Genomic DNA, 18644 nt, shown 5'->3' with positions numbered 1-18644 from the left:
CAACTCAAGTTTTTAAATTAATTTATTGTTGACTATGATTAAGAAGCAAGGACTTTATTTACCAGAATTTGAACACGAAAACTGTGGCGCAGGTTTTATTTGTAATCTAAAAGGAGAGAGAACAAACCAAATCATTCATGACGCCCTAGAAATTCTTGTAAAATTAGAGCACCGTGGTGGTGTAAGTGCAGATGGGAAAACTGGTGATGGTGCTGGACTGCTAATTGATATCCCACACGACTATTTTAAACGCGTTTGTGATTTCGAAATTCCAGCGCAAAGAGAGTATGCCGTTGGTATGGTATTTTTACCAAAGGTAGACAACCAATATGTTTATTGTAAAAAGACTTTTGAGAAGGAAGTTGAAGCGCAAGGACTTTCCATTTTAGGATGGCGTAAAGTACCTGTGGATTCTACACAATTAGGACCAATTGCATTAGCATCGGAGCCTAATATAGAACAACTATTTATTGGTAAAACTGATGCTATTGACGAGGCCACTTTTAAAGCTAAATTATACGCTGCTAGAAAAATAACTGAACACACTATTAGAAACTCTAAAACTTCTGAAAGTGGTTACTTTTATGTACCTAGTTTATCAACAACAACAATAATATATAAAGGTATTATAATGCCTGAGGATATTGGGCCATATTATACCGATTTACAACAAATAGATTTAGTTACACGTTTGGCCTTAGTACACCAACGTTTCTCTACAAATACAATGCCTACCTGGGAATTGGCCCAACCATTTCGTCACATGTGTCAAAATGGAGAGATTAACACCCTTCGTGGTAACGTAAGTAGAATGCGTGTTCGTGAAGAAATCATGAAAAGTGATGTTTTTGGACCGCAAATAGATAAATTATTCCCAATAATTTTACCAGGAAAATCAGATTCTGCTTCTATGGATATGGTGGTAGAATTATTAACACACACAGGACGATCATTACCAGAAATTATGATGATGATGATTCCTGAAGCTTGGGAAAAACACGCTACAATGTCTGCAGAGCGTAAAGCATTTTACGAGTACAATGCTTGTATTATGGAGCCCTGGGACGGACCAGCATCGGTACCATTTACAGATGGCGATTACATAGGTGCTTTATTAGACCGTAACGGTTTAAGACCTTCAAGATATACCGTTACTAAAAGCGGAAAACTAATCATGTCATCGGAAATTGGAGTTGTAGAAGTTGCTCCAGAAGATGTTAAAGAACATGGTAGATTAGAGCCAGGAAAAATGTTCTTAGTGGACATGAACGATGGTCGTATTATTGAAGATGAAGAAATAAAAAGCAAAATAGTTTCAGAAAGACCATATAAAGAATGGTTAGATAAAACACGTTTACATTTAAAAGACGTGCCTTACACTAGCGAAACTTGCCCTATTGAAACTATTGATATTAAAACACGCCAGCGTTTATTCAATTATACTTTTGAAGATATTCAAGAGGTAATTACGCCAATGGCACAGGTTGGAAAAGAGGCTTTAGGATCAATGGGAATTGATACGCCATTAGCGGTACTTTCAGACCGTCCACAATTAATTTCAAACTACTTTAAACAATTATTCGCGCAGGTTACAAACCCACCTTTAGATGGTATTCGTGAAGAAATTGTTACAGATATTAGCTTAAATCTTGGTAAAGACAGAAACATTTTTAGTATTACTGAAAGACAATGTCGTAAACTAAGAATTCAGAATCCAGTTATTTCAAACGGCGATTTAGAAAAAATTAGAACTATTGATATTGATGGTTTCCAAACCGAAACTATTCAAATGCTATACCCAAAAATTGAGGGTATGAATGGTTTAGAAAATGCGCTTGATGATGTAATCATTCAAATTGAAAAAGCTTTAGAGAGAAAAACAAATATTATTATTCTTTCGGATAGAGGTGTAAATCAAGAATTAGCACCTATTCCTGCTTTATTAGCATGTTCATTTGTAAATCACCAACTGAATCGTTTACGTAAGCGTTCTTATTTCGATATTATTATTGAATCTGCAGAACCACGTGAGCCACATCATTTTGCAACTTTATTTGGTTATGGCGCTAGTGCGATAAACCCTTATATGGTTAACGAAATTATTAGAATGCAAGTTAAAGAAGGCTTCATTACTGGTATGGACGAGCAAAAAGCGGTCGATAATTTCAATAAAGCTATTGGAAAAGGTATTTTAAAAGTAATGAACAAAATTGGTATCTCTACACTACACTCGTATAGAGGTTCTCAAATTTTCGAAATTGTTGGATTCAATTCTCAATTCGTTGAAAAATATTTCCCATACACCGCTTCTAGAATAGAAGGTATTGGTTTATATGAAATTGAAAAAGAAATTGACCAACGTTATAAACAAGCGTATCCAGATAATGCTATCGATAAAAACTTAGGTTTAAATATTGGTGGCGATTACAGATGGAGACGTAATGGCGAGCGCCACTTATTTAACCCAACAACTGTAGCAAAATTACAACAAGCGGTTAGATTAAGTGATCAAGCAAGTTATGATGTTTATGCAAAAGCCATAAACGAACAATCTGAAAACTTAATGACCATTCGTGGTTTATTTGAGTTTGATAACCTAGACCCTATTCCTTTAGAAGAAGTAGAGCCATGGACAGAAATTGTTAAGAAGTTTAAAACCGGAGCCATGTCTTATGGATCTATTTCTCGTGAAGCACATGAGAATTTAGCCATAGCCATGAATAGAATTGGAGGAAAATCTAATTCTGGTGAAGGTGGAGAAGACAGAAAACGTTTTCAAAAAGATATAAATGGCGATAGCCGTAACTCTGCTATTAAACAAGTAGCATCGGGACGTTTTGGGGTAACATCACATTACCTTTCTAGCGCTAAAGAAATTCAAATTAAAATGGCTCAAGGAGCTAAACCTGGCGAAGGTGGACAACTACCTGGAGAAAAGGTTTTACCTTGGATTGCCTCGGCACGTAACTCAACACCTTTTGTAGGGTTAATTTCGCCACCACCACATCATGATATTTATTCTATTGAAGATTTAGCACAATTAATTTACGATTTAAAAAATGCAAATCGCGAAGCTAGAATTAATGTAAAATTAGTATCGGAAGTTGGTGTAGGTACAATCGCAGCCGGTGTAGCAAAAGCTAAAGCCGATGTGGTATTAATTTCTGGTTATGATGGTGGAACAGGAGCATCTCCTTTAACCTCATTAAAACATGCAGGTTTACCTTGGGAACTTGGTTTATCTGAAGCACAACAGACTTTAGTATTAAACAACTTAAGAAGTAGAATTGTTGTAGAATGTGATGGCCAATTAAAAACAGGTCGTGATGTTGCCATTGCAGCATTATTAGGAGCTGAAGAATTTGGTTTTGCAACTGCACCTTTAGTAGCTTCAGGATGTATTATGATGCGTAAGTGTCATTTAAATACTTGTCCTGTAGGTATTGCAACTCAAGATAAAGAGTTGCGTAAAAACTTTAAAGGAACACCAGAACACGTTATTAACTTCTTCTTCTACATTGCTGAAGAATTAAGAGGTATAATGGCGCAACTAGGGTTTAGAACGTTAGCAGAAATGGTTGGTCAAACCAATAAAATTAACGCGAATAAAGCTATTAAGCATTATAAAGCAAAAGGTTTAGATTTATCTAGTATACTTCACAGACCATCTGCTTACAACGACCTTCCTGTAAGAAATACAGAAGGACAAGATCATAACCTAGAAAACGTATTAGACTTTACAATACTTAAAGATTCTCACAGAGCATTATACCGTAAGGAGAAAATGACTCTAGAATATCCTATAAATAACATAAACCGTACGGTTGGTGCTATTGTAAGTAACGAAATTTCTAAAATATACGGGCACTTAGGATTACCTGAAGACACCTTGAATATTAACTTTACAGGGTCTGCCGGACAAAGTTTCGGAGCATTTGGCGCACACGGTTTATCATTCATATTAGAAGGTAACACAAACGATTATTTAGGTAAAGGATTATCTGGAGCTAAACTAATTGTTAAAAAGCCTGCAAAAGCAGATTTTATAGCCGAAAACAACATCATTGTTGGTAATGTATGTTTATTTGGTGCCGTTGCTGGAGAGGCTTACATAAATGGTATTGCAGGCGAACGTTTTGCAGTAAGAAACTCTGGAGCAACTACAGTTGTTGAAGGTGTTGGAGATCATGGATGTGAGTACATGACAGGTGGTAAAGTAATTGTTCTTGGTAAAACAGGAAGAAACTTTGCGGCAGGTATGAGTGGTGGTATTGCATATGTATACGACCCTAATAATAAATTTGTAAACGGATTATGTAATACTGAAACTATAGAGTTTGAAGATATTACAAGTGAAGACGCAAACGAATTAAAACAAACTATTGAAAAACACGCACTTTATACGGATAGTAATCTTGCTAAAACATTATTAGCAGACTGGGATACTAGTCTTGGTAATTTTGTAAAAGTGATGCCAATAGAATACAAACGTGCATTAAAACGTTTAGAGACAGAAGAACCAATGGTAGAAGAATTAACAACAGCATAGTGTCATGGGAAAAGTAACTGGATTTAAAGAATTTGAAAGACAAGATGAGAGCTACAAGCCTGTAGAAGATCGTGTAAAGGATTATAAAGAATTTACCCAACCTCTTTCTGAAGAAGAAATAACAAAACAAGGATCGCGTTGTATGGATTGCGGTATTCCGTTTTGCCATAGTGGTTGTCCATTAGGAAACTTAATCCCTGATTTTAACCACATGGTTCATCAAGGAGAATGGCAAAAAGCGTCATGGCTACTACACTCAACAAATAACTTTCCTGAATTTACAGGTCGTTTATGCCCTGCACCATGTGAGCAATCATGTGTATTAGGTATTATTGAAGACCCTGTATCTATTGAAAATATTGAAAAAAATATTGTTGAACGCGCCTTTAAAGAAGGTTGGATTAAACCTCAGCCTCCAAAAACAAGAACTGGTAAAACTATTGCAGTTGTAGGATCTGGTCCTGCTGGTTTAGCTGCTGCACAACAATTAAATAGAGCTGGCCACACCGTAACTGTTTTTGAGCGTGATGATGAAGTTGGAGGTTTATTACGTTACGGTATTCCTAACTTCAAATTAGAAAAAGGAATTATCGATCGTCGTATAAAAATTTTAGAAGCTGAAGGCATTACTTTTAAAACCAATGTAAATGTTGGTGTTAATTACGATGTTAAAGATTTAAAAGCATTCGATTCGATAGTACTTTGTGGTGGTGCAACAGAAAGAAGAAGTTTACCAACACCTGGTATTGATGCTGATGGTGTTGTACAAGCTATGGATTTCTTAACACAACAAACTAAAGTTGTATTTGGAAAAGAAGTTAAAGATCAAGTATTAGCAACAGATAAAAACGTAATTGTTATTGGTGGTGGTGATACAGGATCAGATTGTATAGGAACATCAAACCGTCATGGTGCAAAATCGGTAGTTAATTTCGAAATTATGCCAAAGCCACCAGGACACCGTTCGCCAACTACACCTTGGCCGTTTTGGCCTTTACAGTTAAAAACATCATCGTCTCACAAAGAGGGTGTTGAGCGTAACTGGCTAATAAACACTAAAGAATTCGTTAAAGATGAAAGCGGAAAACTAACAGCTTTAAAAACTGTTAATGTAGAATGGAAGATGGTTCCGGGTCAACGTCCTCAATTAATAGAAATTGAAGGTACTGAAAAAACTTGGCCATGTGATTTAGCTTTACTAGCACTCGGTTTTACAGGTCCTGAAAGCACACTTGCTGATAAATTAGGAATTAATAAAGATGCGCGCTCTAACTATAAAGCAGAATACGGAAAGTACCAAACAAACATTCCAAATATATTTGCTGCTGGCGATATGCGTCGCGGACAATCATTAATTGTTTGGGCTATTTCTGAAGGTAGAGAAGCTGCTAGACAAGTAGATTTATATTTAATGGGTAAATCTAATTTACCTTCTAAAGATGTTACTGGCGATTTAGTTGCTATGTAATATCCATAATATTTTAATTAAAAAATGCGAACTTTTCAGTTCGCATTTTTTTTGTCATGATATTTTTATAAACCGTTGTATAAATTCCTCTTTACGACGTATTGAAACGTCTATATTTTTATTATCCTCCATAGTAACATAGCCCCCTTTACCTTTGGTGTATTTAGTAACATAATTTAAGTTCACTAGATACGAGTTATGCACCCTAAAAAAATGGTTATTACTTAGTAGTTTATCAAAAGTTTTTAATGTTTTTGAAGTTGTTATTTTATCGCCTTGCTTGGTATAAATATGTGTATAATTAATATCGGCATTGCAGTACAAAATATCTGAAACCTCAACAAACACATAGCCATCTGGTGTTGCTATACTAATTCTTTTTAAGGCGTTTTTCACTTTCAAATTATGGAAAAGCACATCAATTTTGTTCTTTAAATGCGATGTTTCCACCACTTTTTGAAGTTTTAAAACCGTGGCATGAAAATCATCTTTATCAATAGGTTTTAACAAATAATCTAGGGCACTAAACCGGAACGCTTCAACCGCATAGGTTTCAAAAGCCGTTGTAAAAATGACGTTAAAATTTATATGTTCAATTTGTTTTAAATAATCGAACCCAGTTTGATTGCCAATCATAACATCCAAGAACACTAATTCTGGTTGTAAAGATTTAGTACCTTCTATTCCTGCTTCAACGGTATTAAACGTACCCAAAACATTAAAAACATCGGGATAACTTGAGGTTAGTTTTAAAACAACATCTGTACAATGTTGCTCGTCATCAATTATTATGGTTTTTATCATAATTAAAAAGCAAGTTTTAATGGCAATTTAACTTCTACTCTTACCCCTTGTTCCTTATCAATAATACGAAGGCTTCCTTTAGTTTTATTCTGTGCGTTAATAATATCTATTCTATTTTTGGTTAAATTTATACCTAAAGAGGTGTTTTCCTTAGCTACTTTAATAGCTTGTTTTCTACCCACACCATTATCATCTACAATACAAAATAGTACATTATTTTCTTTTTTAAACTCAACACTAATATGTCCAGAACGTTCCATTTGTGCAATACCATGCCAAATGCTATTCTCTAAAAAAGGCTGAAAAATTAATGGTGGTATTAGCGTATTCCCAGCATCAATAGCATCATCAACCTTTATAGAATAGGTAAAACTATTATTAAGGCGTTTATTCTCAATATCAAGATAGTTTTTTAAAATTTCAATATCATCCTTTAATAAAACTTCTTTTTCGGTTGAGCTTTCTAATGTTTTTCTAACCAATTTAGAAAATTTAGTGAGGTAGTTAGTTGCAGATTCTGTATCATTCTTTACAATATAACTGTTAATAGAATTTAGAGAGTTAAATATAAAATGCGGATTCATTTGCGCTCTTAACACCTTTAGTTCAGTATCTGTCACCTTATTTTTAAGTTCAATTTCTTTTGCTTTAGCAACCGCTAATTGCTTTCTTCTAAATAACGTTACCCCAATAATTGAAGCTATTAAAACAATGAATCCTACTAGTAAGGTTGTGTTTTTAATAAGTTTTTGTCTGTTAATCTCTTCTTCTGCTACAAGTTGTTTTTTTTCGTGTGCCGTATTTAATAGTTGCTTTTCTAAATTATACTTGTGCTTTGCTTCTAAACTAGCCAACTCTTCTTTATTTTGCATGGCGTTAAAACTATCAATAAGCTTAATGTGGTTTTTATAATAGGTTAAAGCCTTTTTGTTTTGGTTTCTAGATTCATAAATATTAGAAAGATTTTCCCAAGCGTAAGCTTCCCACTCCACAGCCCCAATTTCCTTTGCTAGGCTTAATGTTTTATTAGCATAAATTTCTCCTTGAGCATAATCAGGTTTTAAAATGCTAATATTACTCAAGTTATTAAACACTAAAACCTGCACATACGTATCGTTACTTTGCTCCGCTAATTCTTGAACTTTCAGATAATAAAACTCAGCCTTTTGGTAATCTTTTTTTCTTTTATAGGCTAACCCAATATTTAACAGAATACTCAACTCATACCTGTCATTACCTACTTCTCTGGCTAATGCTAAGGCTTTTTCTAAGCTAACAATTCCATTATCTATAGATGTTTCTCTTTCAGTTAAAAGTGTACCAATATTGGTTAATGCTATAATTTGAGAGGGTTTATTATCCAGTTTTTCAGAAATAGACAACAGCTTATTGTAATACGTTAAGGCCTTATCAAACTCTCCAGAATCAGAATAAATATTAGCCAAATTATTATAAATGCTAGATTCTAAAAGCGCACTATTTTTAATGGTTTTTAAAATTTCTAAAGCCTTATACCATTGCTCTGTTGCTTTTACAATATTTCCTTGCCTATAATAAACAACTCCCATTTGCCTTAAGGCCAATACTACACCTTTTTTCCATTTAATACCGGTGGAAATATTAAGAGCTTCTTCAACTAACTCGTAGGATTTCGCAAGATCTTTACGAACAAAATTATTTGATGTTGTAATTAAGAGTTGTGCTCGTATAGAGTCCTTTGTAGTAATTTTTTCTAACTGAATTAGAAGAGAATCTAGTTCTTTTTGCTCTTGAGAGAATAAAACGGCACTCATCATAAAAACAAAACAACAGAAACTCTTCTTGAGTAGCGCATGAATTAAGTGCATAGAATTTTGTTAGGTTGGTTTAAGATTTAAAAATACGAATAAGAGAAAGAATAATCTTCATTAAATTTTTAAAATACTCAACGATTAATAACAAAAAACCTACAAATAATAATTTAACCTAGTCTTTTTCAGCTTTAAAATGTATCTTTATAATGCTATTAATTAATTACTTACAATCATGAAATCCCTCAACAGTACATTTTTGCTTGTTTTGTTGTGCCTAGTTTTTACTATGCCATTACAAAGTTTTTCTCAAAACAAAAGACAGTTAAAACCTAAGCGACCTTCTAAAATAGAAAGTGCAGATAAATTTGTAGATCTAACCTATAATTTATATCACAAAGTCTATGTACATGACAGCCTAACACAAGTTGGCATTGAAATTCCTTCCGATTTAGAAAGTGAACTCCTCGAGAGCGCCCAAAACGACATCGATGAATTGTTCCAAGTTTTACCAGATGTTATAGACGACATTGGTAATAGTGGAGCCTCGTTTGTAAATAAAGGACGCGCAACTTTAAATTTAAACAAATCAAAAAAAGCATTAAAATACTGTGCTCTTTATGTAAAGGAGATGGTAGTTGGAACTAAAGAAGAGGAATAATAAAATGCAACGGTATGAAACAGTTTATATTTTTAGTGATGCTCCTTTGGGGCTTAAATAGTTATTCTCAAAATTACGAAAGCAACTATAAAGCAGATATCTGTGCTTGTATTGAAGCGCAAGAAAACACACAACAACTACCCGATAAAATTTATAATGCGTGTTTTACTAAACACATGACTACCTATGCAGCTATTATAGATGCACAAATTAAAGAAGAAGACAAAACAAAAAAATTTATAGCGGGACAACAAGTAAGACGCGATTTAAACCAAAAATTTAAATATGATCTTGCTTATGTTTGTGATGCTTACATTGATATTATTGAAGGCAAAAAACAACACGCTTTACAACAATTACGATCTAGAACAATAGACTCTTCTAAAATTGAGAAGTTAAATGAAAACGTTGCTATGGTGCCTCATTATTCTAGTTATTATAATCGCGGCCAGTATTATTATCAAATAGGCGATTTAAATAATGCCGAACGTGATATAAAAAAAAGTATCCAAGAAAATCCTTTAAATCAGGATGGTGTATTATCACTACAAGAAAGTCTTTTACTAGCATTAATTTACGAAGGACAAAAAAGATATAGTGAGGCTATAGCTATTTATGATGCTGTTAACGCTAAAGCCATTCATCCATCGGTAGAACTCCTAAAGGCTATTGCGTACAGAAAAAGTAAAGGCTATGTTTTAAAACCTAAAGTCGTTTTAAAGGAAGGTGTTGAACCTGTTGTGGCAGCAAAAGAGAAAATCGAGAAACCACCCGTTAAAGCAACTAGAAGATCTTCACAAAGAGTTCCAGCACCTAACACAGAACAAAACAACACAACTTCAAAAAGAACGAGAACAGCAACAAGAACGGGAACAAGTACAGTAGCGGAACCAGCAAACAAACAAGCACCTACTAAAAGCAAAGATTCTACCAAAAATTTACGCGGACTTTTCAAACTAGATTGACATCCTAAAATAAAGTATAACCTTTTAAACCCAACCAAATGAAGCATACTTTCCTTTTATTACTAGCATTGATAATTACTAAAAGTTACTCGCAAACAGAAACAAACTTAATACATGTACCCGAAGTTTGGGAGAATGATATTTGGGATGGTACGATGTGGGTTTTAGCTTCTCGAACCACATTCACTTTTAATGGTTCGTGCTTAGCAACCGAAGGCTTATCTGAATTTATTGATTACGGAGGCTCAGGGAAGCTTGAAAATGCTTCTTACCTTACATTAACTTACAACGATAACGATTTACCTGTAGAGTCCATAAATCAGCTTTGGAATGAAGATACAAGTACTTGGGAAGATCAACTAAAAACAGAGTTTATTTACACAGGAACTAACCTAACACAATATATAAATTACGATTGGCTTAATAATACCTGGGAGCAATCCAATAGAGAACTAAATACCTATAATGCTTCAAATTTACTCACAGAAAATATAACTCAAACTTGGGACGAAACAAATATGGTTTGGATGAATAATACCAAAACCGAATACACTTATAACCCAAACAATACTTTTAATGTTGTAACCATATATGACTATAATAGCAATTGGGTTAGGGATACAAGAGAAACCTATACGTACACCGGAAATTTATTGACCTCTAAAAAAGCGGATCATTGGAACTCCTCTGCTTGGGAGAATGATAGAATAAGACATTACACTTACGATAGTAATGACTTCTTAATTGAAACCTTAAAAACAAAATGGAACGGCAGTACTTTTGAAAATGACAACCGGGTTTTGCAAACTAACAATAGTGATGGTTTCCCTATCGAAATGACTGACCAAACTTGGTTTTTCGGTTCATGGTTAAGTGCCAGCAGAGATAGACGCACTTACCCGAGTTGCGCGTCGCTATCCACTAAAGATGTAGCAAAATCAGAACTTAAAATTTATCCCAATCCAACTAAAAACGAACTAAATATTAAGTCTAAAACTTCCGGAGTGATATCAATAACAGATTTAAATGGCAGACTAATTAAAAGCTTTAATCATAAAAGCAATACCACAAGATTTAATACTTCCAAAATAAGCAACGGCGTTTATGTATTGCGTTTTGAAGGTGAGAATATCAAAGTAACAAAACGCTTAATTATAAATCATTAGCTACCTCATTACTTAACCCTAATAACAAAAAATGCGAACCATAAGGTTCGCATTTTTTTATTAACTGCATCTATTATACAATCTTAATCCTAAAAGTAAATTGTTATTTTATCTTTTTTCAGCATTTCGCATAAACTCTTCAGCTTTTTCAACCATATTTTTACTACCGCAAATAAAAGGAACACGTTGGTGTAATTCAGTTGGTTCAACATCCATAGTTCTTGTAAACCCATCACTAGATTTCCCGTTAGCTTGTTCTGCTAAAAACGCCATAGGGTTACATTCGTAAAGTAAACGTAACTTCCCTTGGGGGTTTTTAGAACTTTGTGGGTACAAATAAATACCACCTTTAATCATATTTCGGTGAAAATCACTTACCAAAGACCCAATATATCTTGATGTATAAGGTCGGTCGTCCTCTTCTTGTTGGCAATACTTTATATAATTTTTTATACCTTGAGGAAAATGAATATAGTTTCCTTCATTAACCGAATAAATAGTGCCATCTTCCGGAAACTCCATGTTTGGGTGCGATAAATAAAAGGAACCAATTGCAGGGTTTAATGTAAACCCATTAACGCCATCTCCTGTAGTATAAACAATCATGGTAGATGTTCCATAAACCACATAACCAGCTGCTACTTGTCGGCTTCCTTTTTGCAGAAAATCATCTAAGGTTACTTCTGTTCCAACAGGAGTAACACGTCTATAAATAGAAAAAATAGTCCCAACCGAAACATTAACATCAATATTAGAAGATCCATCTAAAGGATCAATTAGCACTATATATTTGTTTTGATGATTTTCATCCTGACTATTAATAGAAATAAAATCGTCTTCCTCTTCACTTGCAATACCACAAACAATATTTCTTTTAGTTAAAGTTTGTATAAACTTTTCGTTAGCATAAACATCCAGTTTTTGCTGGTCTTCACCTTGAATATTAGTATCGCCCGCTGCACCAATAATATCAACTAAACCTGCCTTATTAACTTCATGATTTACAACTTTAGCGGCTAATCGAATTGAGTTTAAAAGACTTGATAATTCACCTGAAGAATATTTGAAAGACGACTGATTTTCTATTATAAATTCTCCTAAGGTTTGTTTTTTGTGCGACATGAAGTTGTTTTTTAGTTTAAACAAATATCTAAAAATTTTAATAAACTACAACGTTTTCGCTACAGATATATACTTTTAAATGAGCAACTTTAAACTATATTTGACACATTAACATTACATCATGGAATTTAAAATTAGAAACGCAAAGGCAGGCGACATGCCACAGGTACATCAATTAATTACGGAATTAGCCATTTTTGAAAAAGAACCAGATGCTGTAGAAGTAACCGTCGAAGACTTACAAAAGGATGGTTTTGGCGATAAACCAGCATTTCATTGCTTTGTAGCCGAGGTTAACTCTAAAATTGAAGGTATAGCTTTAATATATAACCGCTACTCTACCTGGAAAGGTAAAATTATTCACCTAGAAGATTTGATTGTTAGCAAAGCTATGCGAGGATCTGGTTTAGGCACCGCACTTTTAGATACGGTTGTTAAATATGGTCACGATTTAGGCGTAAAACGCATTAATTGGGAGGTTATAGATTGGAACGAACCTGCCATTGATTTTTATGAGAAAAAGGGCGCTACAGTTTTACGCGATTGGGATGTTGTTCAATTAAGTGAAGCAGGAATTAAAAATTATATAGCAAACTTATAACATGCAAGTATTTAAATTTGGTGGCGCTTCGGTTAAAGACGCTAATGGCGTAAAAAACTTAGCTATAGTGCTAAAAAAAGTAGACTATAAAAACACGCTTGTAGTCGTTTCTGCTATGGGAAAAACCACCAATGCATTAGAGCTTGTCATTAAAAATTACTTTGATAATAAAACCGAATTACAAAGTTCGCTTCAAGATGTTAAAAAGTATCATAATGCCATTTTATTAGACCTGTTTGACAATGTAAATCATTTTGTTTTTAAAAAAATAAACGATTTATTTGATGAACTTAATAGCTTTTTAAAAAGTAACAAATCGCCAGATTACAATTATATTTACGACCAAATTATTGGTTATGGTGAGCTTTTATCTACCACTATAATTAGCGAGTACTTAAATACAATTAACATAAAAAATAATTGGATAGATGTAAGAAGCCAAATTAAAACCGATAACTATTACAGGCGCGCTAATGTAAATTGGAAAGCCACGCAAAAACTTATAACCTCTGGTTTTAACACTTCAATTTTAAACATAACTCAAGGTTTTTTAGGAAGCGATAACAACAATTTTACAACCACATTAGGTCGAGAAGGTAGCGATTATACCGCCGCCATTTATGCCTATTGTTTAAATGCTAGTAGCGTAACCATTTGGAAAGATGTTCCTGGTGTTTTAAACGCAGACCCACGTTATTTTGAACACGCACAGCTTTTAAATAAAATATCGTATCGCGAGGCCATAGAATTGGCGTTTTATGGTGCTTCTGTGATTCATCCTAAAACATTGCAACCACTTCAAGGTAAAGAAATTCCTTTATTTGTAAAGTCTTTTTTAAACCCAGAAGCTATGGGTACTCAAATAGGTAAAAACGAAACGTTAGAACCTATGATGCCTTGCTTTATAGTGAAAAAAAACCAAGTATTAATTTCACTTTCTTCTTTAGATTTTTCATATATAGTTGAAGAAAACATTAGCGAAATTTTCAGTCTTTTACATCAATATAAGATGAAGGTAGATGTTATTCAAAATTCAGCAATAAGCTTTTCAGTTTGCGTGGATGATATTTACAACAATCTTGATGCCCTTTTGCATCATTTAAAATCTAAATTTAAAATAACAAGTCATACAAACGTATCACTTTATACCATACGGCATTACACCCAATCTGCAATACAACAAATAGAAACAGGTAAAACTATTTTATTAAAACAAATAACTCAAGAGACCATTCAAGTAGTAACTAAATAAACATTTTAGTACATTTACACCCATGACCAAAGCGCAAGACACAGGATTAGTAACCCCTAAAGAAGTTGCAAAAGCCATACAGCTAGATAAATATGGCTTTATGGGTACTTTTGTGGGTTGGGTTTTAATGAAGGTTCTTAAAATATCTACTATAAACAAGTTTTATAAACGCAATAAGCACCTAAAAGACATAGATTTTATAGACAGCATTTTGGATGAGTTTCAAATTAAATTTGAAATACCAGAGGAAGACTTAAAACGCTTACCAAAAGATGGTGCTTATATAACAGTTTCTAACCATCCACTTGGTGGAATAGACGGCATATTACTTTTAAAATTAATGCTAGAACAGCGCAAGGATTTTAAAATAATCGCTAATTTTTTATTACAAAGAATAGAACCTTTGGTGCCTTACATAATGCCTGTTAATCCTTTTGAAAACAGAAAAGATGTAAAATCGAGCATTGCAGGCTTTAAAAACTCCATACTACATTTAAGAGCTGGACACCCATTAGGTGTATTTCCTGCGGGTGAAGTTTCCACGTATCGCGATGGAAAATTAGTGGTTGATAGACCTTGGGAAGAATCCGCTATGAAACTAGTACAAAAGGCAGAAGTACCAGTTGTTCCTATTTATTTTCATGCTAAAAACAGTAAATTATTTTATAAGCTATCTAAAATTAGTGATACGTTTAGAACGGCCAAATTACCGTCGGAAGTTTTAACACAAAAAAGACGTGTTATAAAAGTTAGAATAGGCAAGCCCATTTCAGTAAACGATCAAAAAGAACACGGTTCGCTAAAAGAATTCTCTGAGTTTTTACGCCGAAAAACATATATGTTGGCCAATGCTTTTGAGAATAAATCTAAAATATTAGACAATATATCATCAACCTTAAAAACACCTAAAGCGCCCAAAAACATTGTTACTCCTGTTGATAATGCGCTAATGATAGCTGAAGTTGATGCACTTAGAGAAAACGATGCCAGACTTTTACAAAGTAAAAATTACGAAGTGTTTTTGGCCCAAGCTAAAGACATGCCAAACATGTTGCGCGAAATTGGTAGATTAAGAGAAATTACCTTTAGAGAAGTTGGCGAAGGCACCAACGAGGCTATAGATTTAGACACCTTCGATGAGTATTACCACCACATGTTTTTATGGGATAACGACAGCAAAGTACTAGCCGGAGCCTATAGAATGGGCCTAGGATCCAATATTTACAAACAATTTGGCATCAATGGGTTTTACCTGCAAGATTTATTTCGATTTGAACCCGAACTACATAAAATGATGAGCGAGTCCATTGAAATGGGGCGCGCCTTCATAATAAAAGAATATCAGCAAAAACCAATGCCTTTATTTTTACTCTGGAAAGGCATTGTACATACCACATTACGCTATCCAGAACACAAATACCTAATTGGCGGTGTAAGTATAAGCAATCAGTTTTCAAACTTCTCAAAATCCTTAATGGTCGAGTTTATGAAATCGCATTATTACGATCCATATATTGCACAATACGTGCATCCTAAAAAGGAATTTAAAGTAAAACTGAAAGATGCCGACAAAGACTTTGTTTTTGACGAAGCCGAGGCCGATTTAAACAAATTCGATAAGTTTATAGACGAAATAGAACCAGGTGCATTGCGTTTACCAGTTTTACTAAAAAAATACATTAAACAAAACGCTCGCTTAGTCGCTTTTAACGTCGATCCGTTATTTAATAACTCCGTGGATGGCCTTATGTATATTCGTATTGCAGACCTACCAGAAAGCACCGTAAAACCAGTTATGGAAGAGTTTCAGGCAGAGTTAGAACGTAAGCTAGAAAACAAAACCGATTAAAAAAACCAATCCATTCTAATTGCCATTTTTATTTGTGCGTCTGCCAAAGCCAACACTAAGTTCCTGCTTAGCGGTGGCGTAGTAACTTTATTAAACAAAAAAAGAGGCCTTACAGGACCTCTTTTCAATTATTTATAAATGCTAAATATTAGCTTTATTCTATAATGATTTAAACCAATTTTGGAAATGCTCTCCCAATACTGGTGTTAGTTTCTTTTCGCCACCTAAAGCACCTACTAAACTCATTATCCAAAAAACAAGCATTACTATATTTAAAATCCACCCAATAACAGGTATAAAACTTAAAATTAATGATACAATCATAAGCCCCAACATTTGTCTAATATAAAATGAAGCAAATTCAGACTTGTTACTATTATTCATTACCAAAGCAATAATCCATCCTATTAAGGTAATATGAGCAATAATCGCTATATTTTTTTCATTGCTTAATGCTTCCTTGGCATCGTCTGCAAATTCAGAAGCCGTTTCTTTTGCTTCATTAGCAAACTCCTTAGCTTTTTCTTTAGCTTCTCCAGCTATTTCTTCAGCTTTATCTGCTGCTTTTTTTGCGCCATCTTTTGCGTCTCCTAACATATCGTTTAGATCGTCGCTTAAATTTTTTTCGTCAGACATTTATTTATTATTTTTTTGGTTAGACTGTAAAATTAGTAAAAATTAAATTGTTATTTATCTATATGTAACATTACTTAACCTAATGTTACATAGTCTATTAGTTATTTTATTTAAATAACATAATTACACCACCAAGAGCGGTTACAATTAAAATAAAACGTCTGTAATTTACATTAGAAATTAGCTTAACAATTTGCGCTCCTACAAAAAACCCTATTATTACGGCCGGAATTAAAACAGAATTTAAAACCAAAGTCTCTACAGTAACGGTTTTCCAAATAAAAATGTGAAATGGCAACTTAAACACATTTATTATAAAAAACAACCATGCCGCTGTACCTATAAACTCGTTTTTAGGAAAACGCATTACCATAAAATAAATATTAGAAACAGGCCCCGCCAAATTTCCAATCATGGTTGTAAAACCCGCTAAAAACCCTAAAGAAGCACCAAAAGCTTTATTGGTTGGCACACTATTAGATTTTTTGTTTTCGTTATAAAACATTAAGGCCACCGAACCTATAATTATAATAGCCATAAGCCTTTTAAAAAGCAATGCCGAAATATCGTTACCTACCCAAACACCAACTAAAACACCAACAATCATCCACGGGATTAGTTTTTTAATAATACCCCATTGCGCATGCCTGTTATAATAAATAACCGCAAAAACATCGGCGCAAATTAGCATGGGCAGTAAAACACCTGTTGATGCTTTTTCGCCAAAAACAAAGGCCAGAATTACCACGATTATAATACCAATACCTTTTATACCAGATTTAGATAAGCCTAATAAAAAAACGGCAAACCCAATAGCTGCCCACTGTAATGTTGTTAAGTTGTAAGATTGAAGAATTTCTATATAAGACACCTTTTGTTTTTAGAAAAACGAATTTACAAAAAAGCAGAATCTACGGGCTCCCAAAGCTCAATTTTATTTCCGTCGTTATCTAAAATCCAACCAAACTTACCGTATTCATACTCTTCTATTTCGCCTACAATGGTAACACCCTCTTCTTTTAAAACTTTAAGTAATTCTTTTAAGTTTTCTACCCTATAATTAAACATAAAATCCTTTTTGGAAGGCTCATAATAAGTTGTGTCCTCAGGAAAAGGACTCCATTGGGTAGAACATTTTTTACCGTTCTCATCCTTCCACCAAAACGTGCATCCATAATCGTCGGTATTAAAACCTAAATGTTTTTTATACCAATCTTTTGCTGCTTTAGGATCTTTAGTTTTAAAAAATAAACCACCAATGCCTGTTACGCGTTTTTTCATAATACATTTTATTTTTTTGTTCCCGCTAAAGCGGAAATTAGCCTTAGTTTTTTACTGTAGTTTCATAAATATTAATCCATTCTTCGGCGCTTACTTTTGCGGTTAGTTCGCCAATTAAATCGAAAGGAATATCGTCCATTTTTTTAAAACGCATACGACTTTTACCCATATCCAATTTATACTTACAACGTTTTGCATACTCTACAGTAAACCAATCCATAACTTCTTGTTTAGAATAAATGACCATACTGTAAACCGCAATAAAATTTTTTTGAGAAGCCAAATTCATGAAAGGTAATGGTAGTTTTGTGTTACAATGGTAACCCTGTGGATATACCGAATGCGGAATTACGTAACCCAACATACCGTAACTCATGGTCTCTTCTACGCCTTTTGGAAGATTATCTAAAATTTGCTGTCTTAGTTTAGTAATAGGTTCTTTTCTGTCTTCTAGCAATTCATCCAGATATTGTTTTACGGTTGTGGCTTTCGATTGCATT

General features: G+C 33.8%; 15 protein-coding genes. 8 read left to right on the top strand and 7 right to left on the bottom strand.

Features of this window, described 5'->3' with window-relative positions:
* The first annotated feature begins 34 nt into the window (after positions 1–34).
* A complete protein-coding gene (gltB, locus tag HNQ90_RS02040) occupies positions 35–4549 on the top strand; it encodes a glutamate synthase large subunit (protein ID WP_221279703.1) in 4515 nt (1504 codons plus the stop codon).
* 4 nt (positions 4550–4553) lie between these two features.
* Positions 4554–6017, top strand: a complete 1464-nt coding sequence (locus tag HNQ90_RS02035) for a glutamate synthase subunit beta (protein WP_144114986.1) — start codon at positions 4554–4556, stop codon at positions 6015–6017.
* Between the two features lie 54 nt (positions 6018–6071).
* On the opposite strand, the gene HNQ90_RS02030 is transcribed toward HNQ90_RS02035, so the two are convergent.
* Complete coding sequence (locus HNQ90_RS02030; protein ID WP_144114985.1) at positions 6072–6821, bottom strand: LytR/AlgR family response regulator transcription factor; 750 nt, start codon at positions 6819–6821, stop codon at positions 6072–6074.
* A gap of 2 nt (positions 6822–6823) precedes the next feature.
* Positions 6824–8668 carry a tetratricopeptide repeat-containing sensor histidine kinase gene (locus HNQ90_RS02025; protein ID WP_144114984.1) on the bottom strand — a complete coding sequence of 615 codons (1845 nt, stop codon included), beginning with the start codon at positions 8666–8668 and terminating at the stop codon, positions 6824–6826.
* Positions 8669–8900: 232 nt separating this feature from the next.
* Here HNQ90_RS02025 and HNQ90_RS02020 point away from each other — a divergent pair, with 232 nt between their 5' ends.
* From HNQ90_RS02020 to HNQ90_RS02010, 3 genes are read left to right on the top strand one after another with little or no spacing between them, the layout of a single operon-like run.
* Entirely contained in the window at positions 8901–9272 is a 372-nt protein-coding gene (locus HNQ90_RS02020; RefSeq protein WP_144114983.1) for a hypothetical protein, read from the top strand.
* A gap of 14 nt (positions 9273–9286) precedes the next feature.
* Entirely contained in the window at positions 9287–10237 is a 951-nt protein-coding gene (locus tag HNQ90_RS02015) for a tetratricopeptide repeat protein (RefSeq protein ID WP_144114982.1), read from the top strand.
* 38 nt (positions 10238–10275) lie between these two features.
* A complete protein-coding gene (locus HNQ90_RS02010) occupies positions 10276–11403 on the top strand; it encodes a T9SS type A sorting domain-containing protein (RefSeq protein WP_144114981.1) in 1128 nt (375 codons plus the stop codon).
* Positions 11404–11511: 108 nt separating this feature from the next.
* Here the strand turns inward: HNQ90_RS02010 and fbp are convergent, their stop codons facing one another.
* Complete coding sequence (gene fbp / locus HNQ90_RS02005) at positions 11512–12525, bottom strand: class 1 fructose-bisphosphatase (RefSeq protein ID WP_144114980.1); 1014 nt, start codon at positions 12523–12525, stop codon at positions 11512–11514.
* A 121-nt stretch (positions 12526–12646) separates the two neighbouring features.
* Between fbp and HNQ90_RS02000 the strand changes: the two genes are divergently transcribed.
* From HNQ90_RS02000 to HNQ90_RS01990, 3 genes are read left to right on the top strand one after another with little or no spacing between them, the layout of a single operon-like run.
* Complete coding sequence (locus HNQ90_RS02000) at positions 12647–13126, top strand: GNAT family N-acetyltransferase (RefSeq protein WP_144114979.1); 480 nt, start codon at positions 12647–12649, stop codon at positions 13124–13126.
* Position 13127: 1 nt separating this feature from the next.
* Positions 13128–14378 carry an aspartate kinase gene (locus tag HNQ90_RS01995; RefSeq protein ID WP_144114978.1) on the top strand — a complete coding sequence of 417 codons (1251 nt, stop codon included), beginning with the start codon at positions 13128–13130 and terminating at the stop codon, positions 14376–14378.
* Positions 14379–14400: 22 nt separating this feature from the next.
* Complete coding sequence (locus HNQ90_RS01990; RefSeq protein ID WP_144114977.1) at positions 14401–16227, top strand: GNAT family N-acyltransferase; 1827 nt, start codon at positions 14401–14403, stop codon at positions 16225–16227.
* Between the two features lie 159 nt (positions 16228–16386).
* Here the strand turns inward: HNQ90_RS01990 and HNQ90_RS01985 are convergent, their stop codons facing one another.
* The 4 genes from HNQ90_RS01985 to HNQ90_RS01970 form a co-directional block, all read right to left on the bottom strand.
* The gene (locus HNQ90_RS01985) at positions 16387–16863 is read right to left on the bottom strand and encodes a YtxH domain-containing protein (protein WP_144114976.1); all 477 of its coding nucleotides are present in this window, start codon (positions 16861–16863) and stop codon (positions 16387–16389) included.
* Between the two features lie 106 nt (positions 16864–16969).
* Positions 16970–17734 (bottom strand): sulfite exporter TauE/SafE family protein, encoded by a 765-nt coding sequence (locus HNQ90_RS01980; RefSeq protein WP_144114975.1) that lies wholly within the window; start codon positions 17732–17734, stop codon positions 16970–16972.
* Between the two features lie 23 nt (positions 17735–17757).
* Positions 17758–18144, bottom strand: coding sequence for a VOC family protein (locus HNQ90_RS01975; protein ID WP_144114974.1), 387 nt, complete (start codon positions 18142–18144; stop codon positions 17758–17760).
* 43 nt (positions 18145–18187) lie between these two features.
* Positions 18188–18643, bottom strand: a complete 456-nt coding sequence (locus tag HNQ90_RS01970; protein ID WP_144114973.1) for a DUF1801 domain-containing protein — start codon at positions 18641–18643, stop codon at positions 18188–18190.
* Between the last annotated feature and the right edge of the window lies 1 nt (position 18644).

Origin of the sequence: Algibacter amylolyticus, from assembly GCF_014202225.1 — a bacterium.
GTDB lineage: Bacteria > Bacteroidota > Bacteroidia > Flavobacteriales > Flavobacteriaceae > Algibacter_B > Algibacter_B amylolyticus.
The sequence above is the reverse complement of the archived record's forward strand: the minus strand, read 5'-3'. Positions and strand labels throughout refer to the sequence as shown.